Below are 17982 nucleotides of genomic sequence, written 5' to 3'. Positions count from 1 at the left end.
ATAATTATTTTTGTAATATGAACTATTCGGCGGAGCTTAAAAAATTTGTAACCAGTCAGTATGTGTATTCTGCTATCAGAATTACATTGGCTACGGTATTACCATGTTTGGTTCTCGCCCACTTCGGAATATTAAAAGAATACTTCCTCTTCCCGCTTGGGACAAGTTTCGTAGCACTCACGGATCAGCCGGGACCTTTTATACGAAGAAGAAATGCACTAACGTTTGCCATTTTTTGCTTTGTACTTGTAGCCCTTATTGCAAGTTTAGTAATGCATATAAAGGTATTGGTCATCCTTGAAATCATTGTATTCGGGATGTTCTTCTCCCTGATCGGAGTATACGGACAACGATTAGCAGCTGTAGGCTCATTATCTCTGGTTGTACTGGCCATCTTTATTGATGGACACCTCACCGGAAGTAATATTTTCAAAAGTCTTCTTATTTTTGCTTCAGGGTGTATCTGGTTTTTACTGATCTTCCTAATTGTTACCACAATCCAACCCTATAAACTCGCTAGCCAGATGATTGGAGAAAATTATCTCCAGCTTGCCGAATTTTTAAAAATAAAAGCCAACTACTATCAGAAAAACCCTGATTTTGATAGACTGACCACCCAGGTTATAGCAAAGCAGATAGAGATTAAAAATCTTCAGGAAGATACACGGGAGACCGTTTTTAAAACCCGAACCATCGTCAACGAATCCACGACCACCAGCAGGTTACTCATGCTGATGTTCCTGAATTCAATGGACCTTCATGAAAAGCTGATGACCTCAGAAAGCGATTATCAAAAGCTTCAGCAAAGTTTTGAAGATAGTATGATACTGGTGAATATCCATGATTACCTCAATTTACTTTCCGAAGAAATAACCAATATAGGAATATCGCTTCAGTTAGGAACTAGGGCAAAACCTATTTTCAATCTTGATACCGAATTAAAAAAGCTGAATACCCTTTATTTCGAAGTAAGAAATAGACAGATTACTCCGGGAACTTTAGAAAACTTCATGATCCTGCGCCAGATTCTCATGCGTATCAGTGAAATCACAAAAGAGATCAATGAAATTTATAAAGTTTTTTCACAGGATATAAAATTAGCGAAGAGTCTTTCTACAGGTTTAGACTTAAGGAAGTTTATGCCTAATGAAGAAAAACTCAATTTTAAAGTATTGAGAAATAATATCTCTCTTTCTTCATCACTGTTTCGCCATGCAATCCGGATTACCACTGCTTTATTAATAGGTTATCTGTTTTCACTATTTCAGTTTTTAGGAATTGGTCATACCTATTGGATATTAATCACAATTACGGCGATATTAAAACCCGCTTACTCAATCACAAAACAAAGAAACCGACTTCGTTTGTACGGGACCATTGTGGGAGCTACAATAGCCTATGTAATCTTACACTTTGTCCATATCAATGCCATTCTGTTTGCGACACTACTCATCAGCATGATTCTTTGTTTCAGTTTATTAAAAGGGAAATATTTCTGGGCCGTTTTATTCATGACGATTTATGTATTCATGAGTTTTAATTTTTTAAGTCCCGGGAAAGTTGATGTCATTTTTAAAGATCGGATTTTAGATACCATGATTGCCGGTGCAATTGCATTTTTTGTTTCTTACATCGTACTTCCTGTCTGGGAACATACTCAAAATCTGGTTCTCATGAAAAAATCAGCAGAAAGCAATCTTATCTATTTTCAAAGCGTTATTTCCAAATTCCTTCAGGAGGAGTTTGATCTTGAAGATTACAAGGTAAAGCGTAAAAATGCTATTATATCATTAGCAAATCTTTCCGACAATTTTCAACGAATGATTTCCGAACCTAAAAACCAACGAAAAAAACTGGAGGTCGTTCATCAGTTTGTTGCTACCTCACATCTTATTACGGCTTATACTGCTTCTCTTTCCCAGTATTCTAAAAACGATAAGAAATATCCTGAAATAGATGCTGAAAGCTGGAGCCGAAAAATTGAGGCTGAAATGCAGCAGACCTTTACCCTCCTTAATGATGAAGAAATTACCGAAACCCTTAAGATGGAAAGCCGTCTCGAGCCTGAAGATTCATGCATTGAAGATCTTATGTTAAAAAGGAGAACTGAGATAGAGGAAGAACCTTCTGATCTGAAAGATACCGGTAAAGTATCTCACCTTACAGAACTGAAAAATATCCACGATATCCTGGAACTTATTTATGATGTTGCCAAGGAACAAAGAAAAGTAATCGAGAAATACAAAAACGAATCTGCAGCTACGCCTCCACAATCGTAAAGCAGTATTCATCAAAAAACTCGACCCTGGCTTTGAATTCGTCTGAGAACTGATCATCATACACTCTGCAGCGTATTTTATGGAGATTCTTCAGCTCAAAAGGCTTTACCTCATAATTTTTCTTCAAAGACCAGTACTTTGAATGATGAATCTTATACATACTTTCTTTTACGCTCCAGATAATAGTATAATACGTATCTGCGTTGTCTTCAGGAATAAAACCTCTTTCATTTTCATAAGTGAATTTATCAATCACCCTCAATATTTTAGGATTAAATCTTTCTAAATCAATCCCAATTTTTTTCTTTGAAATAGCTATCGATGCAAAAGGAAAAGAATGAGTAATGGAAATTTCCGCATCCTTAGGTGATAGAAAGGGCTCCCGCTCCTTGTACAAAATCTTTGAATGGGGTTTTAATTCCTTTAAAAGTTTGCGTACCATTAACACCTCCAAAAGTTTTTTAGGATGGTAGTCTTTTACTTTTTCAGCATTTTCCGGCTCTAAAAGCTCATCAATGCTCAGTTCTTCGTTCTCATCATACTTCCAAATAAGAATGGTGGCGTTATCATCTGAAAAATCTCGGTAAAGGGGCATATTTTTGGTCAGCAGAATATTAGTTTGTAAATTTGCGAAAAATTTTTCAGATAGATGGAAGCAACAACACAATACATTCCTTATAAAGTTAAGGACATATCCCTGGCAGAATGGGGAAGAAAGGAAATCACTCTTGCTGAGGCAGAAATGCCTGGTTTGATGTCTATCCGTGAAGAATACGGACCGTCTCAACCATTAAAGGGTGCTAGAATCGCTGGATGTCTTCACATGACTATCCAAACGGCTGTACTTATCGAGACATTGGTAGCTTTAGGAGCTGAAGTTACATGGTCTTCTTGTAATATTTTCTCTACACAAGATCACGCTGCTGCTGCTATTGCTGCTGCAGGAATTCCTGTTTATGCATGGAAGGGTTTAAATGAAGAAGAATTTGACTGGTGTATCGAGCAAACATTATTCTTTGGTGAAGAAAGAAAACCATTGAACATGATCCTTGATGACGGTGGAGATTTAACAAACATGGTGTTTGACAAATATCCTCAGTTGACGAAAGACATTAAAGGACTTTCTGAAGAAACGACAACAGGTGTACACAGATTGTACGAAAGAATGAAAAACGGAACTCTAGTAATGCCGGCAATCAACGTTAACGACTCTGTGACCAAATCTAAGTTTGATAACAAATACGGTTGTAAAGAATCTGCAGTAGATGCTGTAAGAAGAGCAACTGACTTAATGTTAGCAGGTAAAAGAGTGGTTGTTTGTGGTTACGGTGATGTAGGTAAAGGTACTGCGGCTTCATTCAGAGGAGCAGGATCTATCGTTACTGTTACAGAAATCGACCCAATCTGTGCGCTTCAGGCTGCTATGGACGGTTATGAAGTAAAAAGATTAGACACTGTAGTTGATAATGCAGACATCGTTATTACAACTACCGGTAACTTTAACATCGTTAGAGGAGAACATTTCCTTAAAATGAAAGACAAAGCTATTGTTTGTAACATCGGTCACTTCGATAATGAAATCGATATGGCATGGTTAAACCAAAACTATGGTCAAACTAAATCTGAAGTGAAGCCTCAGGTAGATATCTATACATTGGAAGGAGGTAAAGAAGTAATCATTCTTGCTGAAGGTAGATTAGTAAACCTTGGATGTGCTACAGGACACCCAAGTTTTGTAATGTCCAATTCTTTCTCTAACCAGACTTTGGCTCAGATCGAGTTATGGAACAACTCTGCTGCTTATGGAAATGAAGTATATACATTACCAAAGCATTTGGATGAGAAAGTAGCTGCTTTACACCTTAAAAAGTTAAGTGTAGAGCTTGAAACTCTTTCCCCTGAACAAGCTGAATATATCGGTGTAGATGTGAAAGGACCATTCAAACCTGAATATTACAGATACTAGATTTAAATTTAATCTAATATATATAATCCCATTATTCAAAATAGTGGGATTTTTTTATTCGTAATATTTTCAAACTCAGTAAGTATTCTTTATTTTTGGCAGCAAAAAAAGAATGAAAAAATATTTATTTTTAGTGGTGATAGGCTCAGCTTCAATCTTTAACAGTTGTAGCAATAATGATAATGACATCGTAATTGATCCTGAAAAAAAATTATTCTTACTAAGTAAGATGACCACAGTTTATTATAACAATCCGGCTAGCCCTCAAACTAATGTCGCAACATTAGAATACAATAGCCAGGGACAACTTGTAAAAACACTTTCAGAAGGAAGAACTTTTACTTTCGAATATAGTAATGGAAAGCCTGTAAAAATCAATTATTACAACCCTGATCAAACCTTAGATTATTATTCTGTTTTTAACTATACCGGAGATCAGGTGACCAATGTCAAAGCGATCTATACCAATCCGGATTATAACAGGAGCTCTACTTACACCTATAATTCAAATGGTCAACTGGCTTCTTCTACCCTTTGTCAGTCAGACAACTGTTCCAACCCAGGCACCTCATCTTATATCTATAATGGAGACAATATTTCTACGGAAACATCAGTAAGTGGAGGAATATTCAATCATTCTACTAAAAGAGAGTTTTCTTATGATAATAAATTAAATCCTTTTACTTATACCAACAAATACTTGAGAATTATGATGGGAGGAGCATATAACTTGAGCAAAAGTAATTATACAACAGAAAAAATAAGTTATAAAGATAATGATGGAAATTGGATCCAAAACCAAAACATCACTTATAGTATACAATACAACAATGCGCAGCTACCTGTTGAAGTGATTGGGAAAGAAGCTAACGGAAATACTTATGTAAAATATAATTATGAATATATTACATTGTAATAAAAACTAATCTTGATATCGAACTCTCCTAAAAGGAGAGTTTTTTATTTCCCATGATTTGCGCTATTTACTTCCTTTCATCATAAACTTAATATACATATAACACTTAGATAACATCTTCTTTTCTTTCATCAAGTATTTTAGCCCATCAAATAAAAAATACATATGAAAAATTTCAACCGGAGACTTTATCTTCTGGCAGTACTATGCCTTCTATCTTTTAATTCATGCAGGGAACAAAGTTCTTTTGAGGAAAACAGTCCTCTTACAGACAACTCTAATCAACAAAATAAGTTTTCCCGATTGGGAGATAATGAAATTAAGGTACTCGCATACAATACTTTTTTATTGCGTGACATTGCTGTAGCCTCTACTACACAATGGTCCCAGAATACCAGAGCCGAAAGACTTGGAAACGCCGGCTTCATTAATAATTATGATATCCTGTTACTCCAGGAATGCTTTGACAATACAGCTGCTGGGATTCTCCGTGAAAAGCTTTTACCTAAATTTCCTTATCAGACCCCTATCCTTGGACAAACTCAACAGGGATGGAATAACACTTCCGGAGATTGGAGAGAAGTAACCTCAGGGGGATTCGAAAACGGAGGTGTGATGATTGCCAGTAAGTACCCAATTGAAATAATGAATCAATATATCTTTCCAAAAGGATGTGATTTTGATGCTCTTTCTTTAAAAGGATTCGTTTATATCCGTATCCTGAAAAATGGAAAACGTATGCATTTTATTTCTACTCACCTTCAATCTACCCAGCCAGGCTGCAAAGGAAGTGAGCTCAGTATAAGAAAAAGCCAGTTAGAAATGATCAAAACTTATGTGAATGATCTCAAAATACCTACTGATGAAACGCTTATCTATGGCGGAGACTTTAATGTAATTAAAGACAGCCCGGAATATCCTGTCATGCTGCAAACCTTAAATGTATCTGCTCCTAATTATAGAGGACTCCCACAGACCTGGGATACCAGAACCAATACCATGGCATCCTATCACTACCCTTATCCGAAAAACCAACCGGAATATCTGGACTATGTTTTTGTATCTAATGACCATTTAGTTCCGCCTTCCTGGCAAAATATTGTTTTTGATCCTGTAAGCAGTACTTTAATGACTTATACGAACCTCAATCAGGATAAATATTACTGGACAGATTATTCGGATCATTACCCGGTAGAAGGAAGTGTATACTCAGATGAAACGTCTCCCAAATCCAGTATGAAATTCAGAAAGTATGATAAAATATCATTAAAGTCTGTAGCTACCGGTAAGTACATCACATCTGATCTTTCAAAACCAGATGAATGGCTTAAGGTATCCGCCACTTCTCCTAATTCAAATACCTGGTTTAATTTGGTTAACCTCGGAACCGATGATAACTACTTTGATCTGAAAGCAGGTTTGGTTCGTGTAGAAACCAGTGAACGGATTAATAATTTCTGGTATTGGGAATACCTCAATGGAGGTGCATATTACTATTTTCCCAAGTTTGGAAAGTCTCTTAAAAACCTGGAGCTTATTCTTGTGAAAAAGAAAAACGGCAACTCCTCCACAAGTATAGAAAATGGGGATACTGTTGCTTTCAGGGATCAAACATCCGCCGGGAAAACATATTATCTGCAAGTATATAAAAAGAATGGAACAGATTGGATTTATCTGAATGGAAATTCTGCAGGACCTTCAGAACAATTTGAAATTCAAATGAACAACATCCAACAAAACTGGTAATCGACTTCATATTCAAGCTAATAAAAATAAAGCTCTCTATTTTTAGGGAGCTTTATTTATAATGTAGACCTAAAAAGCTCATAAAAAAGCTTCACTGTAAAAGTGAAGCTTTTTATGTAATATGAATTTTATTTTATTGATCAAAATGGTTAGGGTGCTGATTTTTAATATCATTCACGGTTCCAAATACTTTATCTTTTAATGAATCCTGATACTTCTGAAGTTTTTGACCTACCTGTTCGTCAGCACTTCCTAAAATTTTAGCCGCAAGAATTCCGGCATTTAATGCTCCGTTCAAAGCCACTGTAGCGACAGGAATCCCCCCCGGCATTTGAAGAATTGACAATACAGAATCCCATCCGTCAATAGAGTTGCTGGATAAGATCGGTACTCCAATCACAGGAAGAGTCGTGCAACTCGCTACCATTCCCGGAAGATGCGCAGCTCCACCGGCTCCTGCAATAATCACCTTCAGTCCTCTTTCCTTTGCTGTTTTAGCATAATCAAACATCCTTTCCGGAGTCCGGTGAGCAGACACTACCGTAAGCTCATAAGGGATTTCCAGGGTTTTCAAAAAATTTGCAGCTTGTTCCATAATCGGTAAGTCACTTTGACTTCCCATGATAATTCCTACCATCTTCAGTTTTTATTAGATGTTCAAAGATAAAAATTAAAATCTGTTTTTTAAAATTGCTTCAATGATCAATGTACGCTCATTCAGAAAATAAAAAATCACCCGAAAAATCATTATTGAAGTAGTGTAGCTATAATACTGTTTTATACCAAAATATTACTGGAAAAATCACTTCAAAATAAATATATTTGTGTTCCATTTCCCATCTATATTTTGAAAGATTATAAACTCCTCATTGCTGTTTTTACTGTAGCTCTTGTCTGGGGAACAACATTCCTGGCTATCAGGGTTGCAGTAGAAACCATACCCGCCTGGTTTGTCGCAGGGATTCGTCAATTTTTAGCCTCTCTTATCATGCTTTCTGTTCTTCTTTACAGAAAAGAATTGAAGTGGATTGGATGGAAGAATTTACGATACCAGATTATCTTTGCGACATTAATGCTTGTCATTGCTAATGGAATGACAACCGTAGCAGAAGAAACAGTATCCAGCAGTCTTGCTTCATTAATCAGCGCTTCCTCTCCCATTTTGGTATTTTTAGGAAGCGTGGCTATCGGATTACAAAAATTCAGTTTCAGAGCTTTCATAGGAGTTCTGATGTGTTTCAGTGGAATTCTTTTCATCTTTTGGGACGGGCTGAAAGATCTTGCCAACCCAGATTACAGAATGGGAATTGTTTTCCTTTTCTGTGCCATTTCCGGATGGGCTTCTGGTACTATTTTTACCAAAAAGCTAAATATTCAAAGTGGTAATATTTCATTAAATTTATTTTACCAGTTTGCTTTTGCCGGAGTTGTACAGATTATTTTTGCATTCCTTTTTTCAGAAAATTATAACTTCGGAAACTGGAGTATTAAAAGTGTTTCTGCTATGCTGTATCTGGCATGCTTTGGCTCCGTTGCCGCATTTTTCGCTTTCCATTTTGCATTAACGAGGGTTTCCCCTGTTCAGGTATCTATTTTAGCTTACATCAACACGATAATTGCCATTTTTCTGGGATGGCTTATTCTCGACGAAGCTATTTCTTTTAAATTCATTATTGCAGCGGTATTAATTATATTAGGTGTGTTTATCATTAATTACAAACCTGAAATGTTCAGAAGACAAAAAGCCCTGTAAATCATAAAAATAGGCCAACAAGGTAACCTATAGGTTCTAAGAATTGGCTGAAACGATAATTGGGAAACTCTGTTCACATTTTCTATTTATTCACCGTTCAATTTTATTTTTCACTTTTTTTTACCTATATTGTTTACATCAATTTCTACAATATGATAAAAAACACACTGTTGATTTTATTTATTATTCCACTCTTTTTGACAAGCTGTACTGATAATCAAAAAGAAAAAAACCTGGTTGAACGTGAAAAGCAATTGCTTGAAAAAGAAAAACTGTTTGCACAAAAGGAATCCGAATATCAGGCTCTGCTCAAATTGAGAGACAGCATTTTTGTAAAAAAAGATTCTGCTGTTATTAATAAGATGTGGCCGGAAGAAATTGCAGGCTCATGGAACAGCAAAGTAATTTGTACGGAATCCAATTGTACTGATTATGTAGTAGGTGATCAACGTACAGACACCTGGGAGTTCGATAGTGACTCCACACAGATGGTCGCTAAGATCGTTAACAATAATAATCTTGTGAGATTATATTCCGGAAAATTTGAGAATAATGAAATTAAACTCAATTTCCAAACAGACCCCAGTGCCGATAAAAAAGTAGAAATGAACGTTATTTTGAACGATATTTCCGACACCAAAATCCGGGGGACAAGAACGGTTACCATTGACAATAATTGCATGGCAAAATTTTCTGTTGAATTGACGCGTTCGTCTAAATAAAAACACCTATGACTTTACTGAGTATTCATAACCTGAGTCTTCCAATAGAAGATCCTGTACTAAAGTTCTTATTAGTACTGATTATTATTCTTGCAGCCCCCCTCCTCCTGAATAAAATTAAAGTTCCCCATCTTTTAGGACTTATCATTGCCGGGGCTATTATAGGACCAAACGGTTTTAATGTATTAGCAAGAGACAGTAGCATTGTCGTTACCGGAACCACCGGGCTTCTCTACATTATGTTTTTGGCAGGCTTGGAGATCGATATGGGAGATTTCAAAAAAAATAAATGGAAAAGTCTTGGCTATGGAGGTTATGCTTTTATTTTTCCTTTCATATTAGGTTTTTTAGGAGCGTATTATTTATTGGGATTTTCAACACTAACTTCCGTACTTTTTGCCAGTCTCTTCTCTTCACAGACCCTTATTACCTACCCCTTAATCAGCAAACTTGGAATTGCTAAAAACCAGGCTGTGAATATTACCGTTGGCGGAACCATGATCACAGATATTGCAACTTTATTGGTGCTTGCTGTGGTGGTTGGAATGGTTCAGGGAGATGTAGGCACTTCATTTTGGGTTAAACTTTCAGTTTCAGTTATTCTTTTCAGCTTAATTGTTTTACTGGTATTTCCTATTATTGGCCGATGGTTTTTCAAAAAGGTTAATGATAAGATCTCCCAATATATTTTTGTTCTGGTGATGATTTATTTAGCTGCTATGCTAGCTGAATTAGCAGGAATTGAAGCCATTATCGGAGCCTTTTTTGCTGGACTTGCCCTTAACCGATTAATTCCACATACATCATCCCTGATGAACAGGGTCGAATTTGTAGGAAATGCTATTTTCATTCCGTTCTTCCTGATCAGTGTAGGAATGCTGATCGATTTCACTATATTTTTCAAAAGTTTTGAAACCCTAAAAGTGGCCGGTATTATGTTGGTAGCGTCCATTGGTGGTAAATATATTTCTGCAGTAATCACTCAAAAAACATTTAAATTCACAAAAGAAGAAGGAACATTAATTTTTGGATTAAGTTCCGCTTCTGCTGCTGCAACGCTAGCCACAGTAATGGTAGGATATAATATCATTGTTTCTGAAACAGAAACAGGAGAGCCTATACGATTGTTGAACGAACATGTTTTGAATGGGAGTATTCTATTAATTCTGATTTCATGTACGATCTCTTCATTTGTATCGATGGCCAGTGCTCAGAAAATTGCGCAAATTGATAATGAAAATACCGTTTCAGGAAACAGTCATGAAGAAGAAAACATCCTTCTTGCCATCAACCACGAAGAAACGGTAGAACGAATGGTAAACCTGGGAATCCTGATAAAAGCCCATTCCAATACAGAAGATCTTTATGCCCTGAATGTTATTAATGAAGATAAAAATGAATCCTCTGTAAAAAATGCGGAAAAGCTTCTTCATCAGGCTTCTGATGCGGCTGCAGCGGCTGATGTCAGCTTACAGTCACTTAAAAGATATGATAACGATGTGATCAATGGGATTAATAATGTTATTAAAGAGCAGAAAGTAACAGACCTAATCATAGGACTTGAAAATGAAAAAGGATTCTCCCCTTCTTTTGTTTACAATCTATACAACGGCTATCTTCAGAATGATGATGTGAATGTTCTGGTATATCATGCAGCACAACCTATTTCCACGATAAAGAAATATGCTGTGATGATTCCTTTACACTCGGAAAAAGAAGCCGGATTTTTCCATGCTCTTTTAAGGATATGGAATATTGCCAGAAACTCGGGAGCTACCATGACATTTTATGCTCCGGAAAACATTTTGGATATCCTGCAGAAAATTATTAAAAAAGCCAATATCGAAGCAGAATTTATCATTATGAATACCTGGCGCGACGGAGAAAAAACAGCTGCACAGTTAAAAGAAGACGAAGGACTTATTGTAATGATGGCCAAAAGAGGAATGCAGTCTTATACCCCTCCAATGAGACTGATGCCTGAACTTTTAAATAAATTTTTAAAAAATAACAATTATCTTTTAATTTATCCTTTTTCTGATTATGATAAAAATAACCTGGAAACCCGGTCTGTTGGAAATCATAATGACTTTATGGAAATAGGAAATGTTATTCAGAAGATTTTTAAGTAATTAAAATATTTTTACGGTCAAGCTTTAATCTATATTTCATTTTTTCTTTTTAGTATATTTTTTTAAATTAGAGCAAATGAAATGATGAGCTTACTGTAACCATTGAAAAGTTTCTGCTTTTTATTAATGAATCTATATATCAAATTCAATATCTAAACTTATTAAAAACACGGACTAGCCGAACACCGTATCCCAAAGTAGGCAACAAAAACACACTGATTATGCCAAATTTATTAAAATCATTCAGAAACTCAGTAAAACACTGGTACATCCCACTTATCTTAGGGATCCTTTTTATTGCATGTGGAGGTTATGTATTCTCATCTCCTGTTGAAACCTATTTAGCGTTATCCATCCTTTTTAGCGTATCGTTTATCGTATCGGGTCTTTCCGATATCTTCTTCGCTGTTAATAATGCTAAACTCTTAAACGGATGGGGTTTATATCTGGTAACCGGACTGCTTTCCCTGATTATGGGAATTTACCTGGTATCTTATCCTCATATTTCAATGAGTATTTTGCCATTCATTGTAGGGTTCACGGTAATGTTCCGTTCTTTTCAATTATTAGGAATTTCGTTTGATCTAAAAGATGCCCATATACTTAGTTGGGGTAACCTTGCTATTTTCAGCGTTCTGGGGATCATATTATCTTTGATGCTTTTAGCTAATCCTATATTTTCAGGAATTTCATTAGTAGTCTTAACAGGTTTATCCTTTATTTTTGTAGGAATTGCTTCTGTAATCTTAGCATTCAATTTGAAAAAAATGAAAGATTATCCTAGCAAACTTAGTCATGAACTAAGAGAGAAAATAGATACTTTACAGAATGAAATCAATGATAGAATGAAATAAAAAATCTATTATACAGATACAAAATAAAAAGACTGCTCTTCAGCAGTCTTTTTATTTTATTGTTAAGATTTATGCAATCACTCTGACCATTGCTTTTACTTTAATCAGCTTCTCCATCAGCTCTTCCTTAGAATCCGCCAATACATTGATATGTCCCATTTTCCTTCCTGATTTGGTCTCTGTTTTTCCATAAAGATGAACATAGGTCTTTGGAAGCTTTAATACCTCTTCCATTCCTTCATAAATCACTTTCCCCGCATATCCTTCAGCGCCTACCAAATTCAGCATTCCACTATAAGTAACAGCATCCGTATCAGCCAAAGGTAAATTTTTTACCACACGGTACATCTGCTCAAATTGAGAATTAGCATTTCCTTCCTGGCTTTGGTGCCCGGAATTATGCAGTCTTGGAGCCGTTTCATTCACCCAGACTTTCCCTTCTTTATCCAGGAATAATTCAATGGCAAAAAGCCCTGGAGAATTCACCACATTTAAAAATTTCTCAGTAATTGAGTCAATCTGTTTTTGAACCTCTTCACTTAAGTAAACCGGACAGATATTAAAATCCAATAAATTCAGTTTGGGATCAGCCACCATTTCCGTAACCGGAAAAGTTTTGGTTTCCCCCATTTCATTTCTGGCAACAATCACAGAAAGTTCTTGATCAATGTCTACAAGGCTTTCTATCACAGAAGCCTCTTTCCATAAATGCTGATAATCGTCTTCCGTTTTAATAACCTGAACTCCCTTTCCATCATATCCTCCTGTATTCATTTTCTGCACAAAAGGTAATGGCATCATAATTTTTTCGTCACTATTCCAGACTACCTGGAATTCCGGACTTGGAATATGATGAGCTTTATAAAATTCCTTTTGAAGAATTTTCTGCTGAATTGTCTTAATGATTTTAGAATTCGGAACCACTTTCACCCCTTGGTTTTCCAGCTCTGCCAATGCATCTGCATTCACATGCTCGATCTCAATCGTTACAACATCCTTATCCTTCCCAAAATTCAGAACTGTTTCAAAATCATTGAAATTCCCTTGTGTAAAATAAGAGATATTGTGACAAGGTGCATCAGAATCGGGATCCAGAGTGTAAAATTCATCATCATATTTTAACGCACTCTGTATCAGCATTCTTCCCAGCTGTCCACCTCCTAAAATTCCTATTTTCATTCTATTTTTTATTAGATATATTTTAATTACACCACAAAGATTAAAAAAGGGCAATTTCTTCGGTCCTATCTCTTTATAAAAAGATCCGGAAATTATCTTTGTAAGAATGTGCAAAGATAAAATTTTATATTCCATCGCCCAAATTTTCAACTGCCTGAAAACTTCACTCAGCTGGAATCGATTTCTTTTTACCGACTAGAGCCTTAAAACATTTGAGCCGGCTTTTAAGCCGGCTCAAATGTTTTATTTATGATTATACTTTATCTATTTTCAGATACCCAAGTCCAATAGGGTTTTCCTGATTTTCTGCATCAGATTTTTCCAGTATAATGGAGTACTTTTCTTTCATCTTTTCCGGAAGAATATCGTTAACATTATAAATATCATCAATATCTACTCCATGCTTATCATCAATATGACTTACTGCAGTATCAAAACCCATTGTTTTATAAAATTCGGTGTCTTTTACTCTCTTCACAATTTCACCCATTGATTCTCCAACCATTAAATGCTGCTCATGAAATTCTTCAAAATACCCTTTCTTGTATCCTCCAAGGTTAATAAAATACAATTGATTTTGGGACGGACGATCTGTTTTTTCAACAATCTTCACTTCGTATCCGTCAGCAAACCTTACTTCCTGATGACAGTCAAGATGAATTTTTCCTTCTGCCTCCTTCCAAAAATCTTTCATGTCAGGAACCAGATCTTTTAAGCTTTCTCCGATACCAAAGAATACATCATGCTGTTCAATATTCCTACCTTTAGGAGTAGCACCAAGGATAATATAGAATAATTTCATTTTCATTTTTTTAGTCACACAAAAATACATCAAATTTATCTTTTTTAAAGTTTGGCAGAAAACACCAATAGTTTTATATTTGTATTCATGTCAGAAATCATCATTCTCTTTCTTGGAGCAATCTCTGCCGGCCTTTTAGGCTCGCTTACCGGTTTAGGAGGAGGAGTTATCATCATCCCTTTATTGACGCTTGGTTTTGGCGTCCCTATGCATTACGCAATCGGAGCTTCTTTAATCTCTGTCGTAGGAACTTCTTCGGGAGCTGCTGTCGCTTTTGTTAAAGAAGGATTTACCAATATGAGAATCGGAATGTTTCTTGAAATAGCCACTACAGCAGGAGCTATCGTAGGAGCCCTTGTATCCGGAATACTTAATCCGAATACCATCGGAATTATTTTCGCAAGCATTCTTCTTCTTACCGTCATTTTAAACCTTAAAGGTAAACCCGATCATCAGGAACCTTTGATAAAAGGAAGTCTGGAAGATAAGCTAAAGCTTTACGGAACTTTCCCGGACAAAGGGATAGTTAAAAGTTATTCCGCAAGAAATACGGTCCCGGGATTCTTTATGATGATGTTTGCAGGGGCTATGTCCGGTCTTTTAGGAATAGGCTCAGGAGCCTTGAAGGTATTAGCAATGGATAATATGATGAAATTACCTTTCAAAGTTTCTACAACGACCAGTAACTTTATGATTGGGGTTACTGCTGTAGCAAGTTCTCTGATCTATTTTCAAAGAGGTGAGATTATTCCTGTCATTGTAGCTCCCGTATTAATTGGAGTAGTTATAGGAAGCTTCATAGGTTCAAAAACCTTAATGGTGTCCAAGACAAAAAAGCTGAAAACATTCTTTGCTATTGTGATCACTATTTTGTCAATTTATATGATGTATAACGGAATAAATCAAAGTTTCCGATGAGAAAGAATTTCACAGATGTTGATTTAAACCGTTCGGTGGGAAACCTTTTAAGGCTTGGGGTTATTTTATCCGTAGCCATATCTCTTGTTGGCTTTATAAAGCTATTTTTAGAAGGCTTCAAAATGCCTAAAAATTATTCCGCATTGGAAACGGGTTCTTCTTCTGAAAAAGTATGGAGTCTCTTTTGGGAATCCTTGTGTAAGGGTGAAGGTATGGCCATCATTCAATTGGGAATTCTTGTTCTCATATTCACCCCGCTTATGAGGATTGTCTTTGCACTTATAGGATATCTCAAAGAAAAAGATTACACCTATGTTGTGATTTCATCCATCGTTTTAGCTATTATGGCTATTAGCTTTTTTACAGGCTATGCCCACTAAAACTTACATTTCATAAAACTCTAAAGGAAGCTGATCCGGATCCTGGGTAAAGAAAAATTCTTTTCCCGTAAACTCATCAATCCGTATATCTTCACAATTCAGCCCTTTTTCAAGCAACTCATTTCGTTTTGTAGAAACACTCTCTACAGAAAATGCGAGATGCCTTAAGCCACAAGCCTCAGGACGAGACGGCCTTGCAGGAGAATCCGGAAATGAAAACAGTTCAATTACATAATGGTCTCCAATAGCAAGATCAAGCTTATAGGATTGTCTTTCTTCACGGTATACTTCACGGATTATCTTCAATCCCAGAATTTCCGTATAGAATTTTTTAGATATTTCATAGTTTGAGCCGATGATAGCTATATGATGAATTTTCATTGTTATATTATATCTTATTTTATATTTTCACAGTCTTCTTTTCTCCTGGTATCGATCACATATTGGATCTTCCACTGCTTGTTTTGCTTTACCAATTGGAAACTATTAGCCCCACAATGGGAAAACTGGCCCTTATAATAAAACTGGTAAGGGGTAAAAACACTGGCCATATCTCCATCAATGTGAATTGATTCTATTTCGATTCTTTCATCAAGATCCCCTTTTGCAGCTTTAGAAACAGTAGCAATAAAATCCGGTATACTATCTGTTTTTACAAGTCCATATTTCATAACCGTCTGAAGCATTGCCGATTTTGTAAAAGTAGATTTTAGCAATTCTGTGTCAGCATTTTTCATAGCCAGAAATAAATTACGAATAGGTTTTTCAATCTCACTATTCTCAGAATTTTGCCCAAAACAAAGGACACCTAACAGCAAAGTAATGCCTACTATTTTATACTTCATTTTTTTCAGAATATTATCGAATAAAAATAATAAAAATACGCATTCAACCCCATATTAATTAACATGATAAATAAGAGAATTTCATTTGAATTGTTATAAAAATAAATTACTTTTATCAGCCTATTTAAGAACTATGTGGATTGCTTACCTGATTTTAGTCTTTTTGCTGATTTTTTTAACGTTACTCCCTAAAATTCAAAACCAACATTGGATATTCCGGGTACCTGAATTTGGTAAAATTCAGATTACTTATTTTATTGTTATTACTTTCATTTTAGGCTTCTTCACCGAGCCATCAGAAAACTTTTGGTACTTTCAAACGATACTATTGGTATTGTTCGTTCACCATAGTGTCATTCTGGTAAAGTATACCCCACTTTATCGGGTAAAAAAATATAAACAGCGCAATAATTCTTCTCAAAAAATACATTTTATTTCGGCTAACGTCTATCAGTTCAATACTGAGTACCATAGATTTATTAAACTTATTGAGCAATGTAAGCCGGAAATATTTATGACTATGGAAAGTGATTCCAAGTGGGAGCAGGCTTTGAGAGTTCTGGAAAAAGATTATCCGTATCAGCATAAAGTAACTCTGGAAAACACCTACGGAATGCATTTTTATTCCAAAATTAAAATTAAAGACCACACTACCCATTATTTTGTAGCTGATGATATCCCTAGTATTGAAATTCATTTGGAAACTGAAGATGGCTTTTCTTTTGTATTTTTTGGAGTTCATCCTCCACCTCCAAGCCCTACAGAGGAAGAAACGTCAAAAGAAAGAGATGGAGATCTTTTAAGCATTGCAAAACGCGTAAAAGAAATTAAAATTCCGGTTATTGTTGTCGGAGATTTTAATAATGTCGCATGGTCAAAATCTTCTATCTTATTCAGAAAAACCAGCAATCTTATCGACCCCAGGATCGGACGTGCTTTTGTGTCTACGTTTCATGCTAAATACCGTTTATTAAGATTTCCTATTGATTTGATGTTTCATAGTGAGGATATCTTTATTAAAGAGCTTAAAACACTCGATAATTTTGGGTCCGATCATTTACCGGTATATTGTGAGTTTTTTATTGATCATCACAATAATGAGCAAGAAGAGCGAATTGAAGAAGCTACTGTAGAGGAAAAAGCAGAAGCAGAAGAGATGATACAGGAAGGGAAGCAGAAAGATGGTGATCGTGATGCCGTGGTTACTGAAGATTGATGGCTTTTACTATATTGAAATTCCTTCACTTTACTTTGTTATTAAATTATCACATTCTTTGTCATTCCGTAGGAATCTAAACAAACAAATAACAGAGTTTAGGCTCGAAATAGAATCCAAAACCTAAATAGAAATATAGATTCGGCGTTCATCTTCCCTTAACTAGGCTTAGATTCCTCCACTCCGCTTGCGCTTCGTTACTGAAATCAAGGATTAGACGTAGTCAATGACAAATGGTAATGATTACCACGCTCTTTGTCATTCCGTAGGAATC

At 35.7% G+C, this 17982-nt stretch carries 17 protein-coding genes; 11 read left to right on the top strand and 6 right to left on the bottom strand.

The window, feature by feature from the left end; translation table 11 throughout:
- The first annotated feature begins 17 nt into the window (after positions 1–17).
- Positions 18–2279, top strand: coding sequence for an FUSC family protein (locus CJF12_RS00570; protein WP_034682427.1), 2262 nt, complete (start codon positions 18–20; stop codon positions 2277–2279).
- Here CJF12_RS00570 and CJF12_RS00565 read toward each other — a convergent pair.
- Positions 2260–2874 (bottom strand): 4'-phosphopantetheinyl transferase family protein, encoded by a 615-nt coding sequence (locus tag CJF12_RS00565; RefSeq protein ID WP_034682428.1) that lies wholly within the window; start codon positions 2872–2874, stop codon positions 2260–2262. The two genes, CJF12_RS00570 and CJF12_RS00565, sit on opposite strands and share 20 nt — an antisense overlap.
- Positions 2875–2928: 54 nt before the next feature.
- Here CJF12_RS00565 and ahcY point away from each other — a divergent pair, with 54 nt between their 5' ends.
- The 3 genes from ahcY (at position 2929) to sph (ending at position 6907) form a co-directional block, all read left to right on the top strand.
- Entirely contained in the window at positions 2929–4245 is a 1317-nt protein-coding gene (ahcY, locus tag CJF12_RS00560) for an adenosylhomocysteinase (protein WP_034682430.1), read from the top strand.
- Positions 4246–4357: 112 nt separating this feature from the next.
- Complete coding sequence (locus CJF12_RS00555; RefSeq protein ID WP_034682432.1) at positions 4358–5161, top strand: hypothetical protein; 804 nt, start codon at positions 4358–4360, stop codon at positions 5159–5161.
- 165 nt (positions 5162–5326) lie between these two features.
- Positions 5327–6907, top strand: a complete 1581-nt coding sequence (gene sph, locus CJF12_RS00550) for a sphingomyelin phosphodiesterase (RefSeq protein ID WP_084675604.1) — start codon at positions 5327–5329, stop codon at positions 6905–6907.
- Between the two features lie 133 nt (positions 6908–7040).
- On the opposite strand, the gene purE is transcribed toward sph, so the two are convergent.
- Entirely contained in the window at positions 7041–7544 is a 504-nt protein-coding gene (purE, locus tag CJF12_RS00545) for a 5-(carboxyamino)imidazole ribonucleotide mutase (RefSeq protein WP_034682433.1), read from the bottom strand.
- A gap of 210 nt (positions 7545–7754) precedes the next feature.
- On the opposite strand from purE, the gene CJF12_RS00540 reads away from it, so the two are divergent.
- From CJF12_RS00540 to CJF12_RS00525, 4 genes are all read left to right on the top strand, one after another.
- Entirely contained in the window at positions 7755–8660 is a 906-nt protein-coding gene (locus tag CJF12_RS00540) for a DMT family transporter (RefSeq protein ID WP_034682435.1), read from the top strand.
- Positions 8661–8812: 152 nt separating this feature from the next.
- Positions 8813–9382: a hypothetical protein gene (locus CJF12_RS00535; RefSeq protein WP_034682436.1), complete on the top strand. Its 570-nt coding sequence runs from the start codon at positions 8813–8815 to the stop codon at positions 9380–9382.
- Between the two features lie 8 nt (positions 9383–9390).
- Complete coding sequence (locus tag CJF12_RS00530; protein ID WP_034682438.1) at positions 9391–11514, top strand: cation:proton antiporter; 2124 nt, start codon at positions 9391–9393, stop codon at positions 11512–11514.
- 221 nt (positions 11515–11735) lie between these two features.
- Positions 11736–12368: an HdeD family acid-resistance protein gene (locus CJF12_RS00525; protein WP_034682440.1), complete on the top strand. Its 633-nt coding sequence runs from the start codon at positions 11736–11738 to the stop codon at positions 12366–12368.
- A 69-nt stretch (positions 12369–12437) separates the two neighbouring features.
- Here CJF12_RS00525 and CJF12_RS00520 read toward each other — a convergent pair whose 3' ends face one another.
- Positions 12438–13547: a 5-(carboxyamino)imidazole ribonucleotide synthase gene (locus CJF12_RS00520; RefSeq protein ID WP_034682441.1), complete on the bottom strand. Its 1110-nt coding sequence runs from the start codon at positions 13545–13547 to the stop codon at positions 12438–12440.
- Between the two features lie 253 nt (positions 13548–13800).
- A complete protein-coding gene (locus CJF12_RS00515; protein WP_034682517.1) occupies positions 13801–14349 on the bottom strand; it encodes a DUF1543 domain-containing protein in 549 nt (182 codons plus the stop codon).
- An 87-nt stretch (positions 14350–14436) separates the two neighbouring features.
- Here CJF12_RS00515 and CJF12_RS00510 point away from each other — a divergent pair, with 87 nt between their 5' ends.
- Positions 14437–15267 carry a sulfite exporter TauE/SafE family protein gene (locus CJF12_RS00510; protein ID WP_034682443.1) on the top strand — a complete coding sequence of 277 codons (831 nt, stop codon included), beginning with the start codon at positions 14437–14439 and terminating at the stop codon, positions 15265–15267.
- Complete coding sequence (locus tag CJF12_RS00505) at positions 15264–15647, top strand: DUF1634 domain-containing protein (RefSeq protein WP_034682445.1); 384 nt, start codon at positions 15264–15266, stop codon at positions 15645–15647. The genes CJF12_RS00510 and CJF12_RS00505 overlap by 4 nt, the downstream gene beginning before the upstream one ends.
- Positions 15648–15650: 3 nt before the next feature.
- On the opposite strand, the gene gloA2 is transcribed toward CJF12_RS00505, so the two are convergent.
- Both gloA2 and CJF12_RS00495 read right to left on the bottom strand, forming a co-directional pair.
- Entirely contained in the window at positions 15651–16028 is a 378-nt protein-coding gene (gloA2, locus tag CJF12_RS00500) for an SMU1112c/YaeR family gloxylase I-like metalloprotein (RefSeq protein ID WP_034682446.1), read from the bottom strand.
- A gap of 14 nt (positions 16029–16042) precedes the next feature.
- Complete coding sequence (locus CJF12_RS00495) at positions 16043–16492, bottom strand: nuclear transport factor 2 family protein (RefSeq protein ID WP_034682447.1); 450 nt, start codon at positions 16490–16492, stop codon at positions 16043–16045.
- Positions 16493–16577: 85 nt separating this feature from the next.
- Between CJF12_RS00495 and CJF12_RS00490 the strand changes: the two genes are divergently transcribed.
- Positions 16578–17708: an endonuclease/exonuclease/phosphatase family protein gene (locus CJF12_RS00490; protein WP_228379064.1), complete on the top strand. Its 1131-nt coding sequence runs from the start codon at positions 16578–16580 to the stop codon at positions 17706–17708.
- Positions 17709–17982 lie beyond the last annotated feature (274 nt).

Source organism: Chryseobacterium piperi (assembly GCF_002285635.2).
Classification (GTDB): domain Bacteria; phylum Bacteroidota; class Bacteroidia; order Flavobacteriales; family Weeksellaceae; genus Chryseobacterium; species Chryseobacterium piperi.
The sequence above is the reverse complement of the archived record's forward strand: the minus strand, read 5'-3'. Positions and strand labels throughout refer to the sequence as shown.

Bases quoted from the DNA above. Each gene is read 5' to 3' on its own strand.
- CJF12_RS00515 (WP_034682517.1), bottom strand. From the start codon at position 14,349: ATGAAATTATTCTATATTATCCTTGGTGCTACTCCTAAAGGTAGGAAT.
- CJF12_RS00565 (WP_034682428.1), bottom strand. From the start codon at position 2,874: ATGCCCCTTTACCGAGATTTTTCAGATGATAACGCCACCATTCTTATT.
- sph (WP_084675604.1), top strand. From the start codon at position 5,327: ATGAAAAATTTCAACCGGAGACTTTATCTTCTGGCAGTACTATGCCTT.
- CJF12_RS00525 (WP_034682440.1), top strand. From the start codon at position 11,736: ATGCCAAATTTATTAAAATCATTCAGAAACTCAGTAAAACACTGGTAC.
- CJF12_RS00530 (WP_034682438.1), top strand. From the start codon at position 9,391: ATGACTTTACTGAGTATTCATAACCTGAGTCTTCCAATAGAAGATCCT.
- CJF12_RS00495 (WP_034682447.1), bottom strand. From the start codon at position 16,492: ATGAAGTATAAAATAGTAGGCATTACTTTGCTGTTAGGTGTCCTTTGT.
- CJF12_RS00555 (WP_034682432.1), top strand. From the start codon at position 4,358: ATGAAAAAATATTTATTTTTAGTGGTGATAGGCTCAGCTTCAATCTTT.
- gloA2 (WP_034682446.1), bottom strand. From the start codon at position 16,028: ATGAAAATTCATCATATAGCTATCATCGGCTCAAACTATGAAATATCT.
- CJF12_RS00535 (WP_034682436.1), top strand. From the start codon at position 8,813: ATGATAAAAAACACACTGTTGATTTTATTTATTATTCCACTCTTTTTG.
- ahcY (WP_034682430.1), top strand. From the start codon at position 2,929: ATGGAAGCAACAACACAATACATTCCTTATAAAGTTAAGGACATATCC.
- CJF12_RS00520 (WP_034682441.1), bottom strand. From the start codon at position 13,547: ATGAAAATAGGAATTTTAGGAGGTGGACAGCTGGGAAGAATGCTGATA.
- CJF12_RS00570 (WP_034682427.1), top strand. From the start codon at position 18: ATGAACTATTCGGCGGAGCTTAAAAAATTTGTAACCAGTCAGTATGTG.
- CJF12_RS00505 (WP_034682445.1), top strand. From the start codon at position 15,264: ATGAGAAAGAATTTCACAGATGTTGATTTAAACCGTTCGGTGGGAAAC.
- CJF12_RS00510 (WP_034682443.1), top strand. From the start codon at position 14,437: ATGTCAGAAATCATCATTCTCTTTCTTGGAGCAATCTCTGCCGGCCTT.
- purE (WP_034682433.1), bottom strand. From the start codon at position 7,544: ATGGTAGGAATTATCATGGGAAGTCAAAGTGACTTACCGATTATGGAA.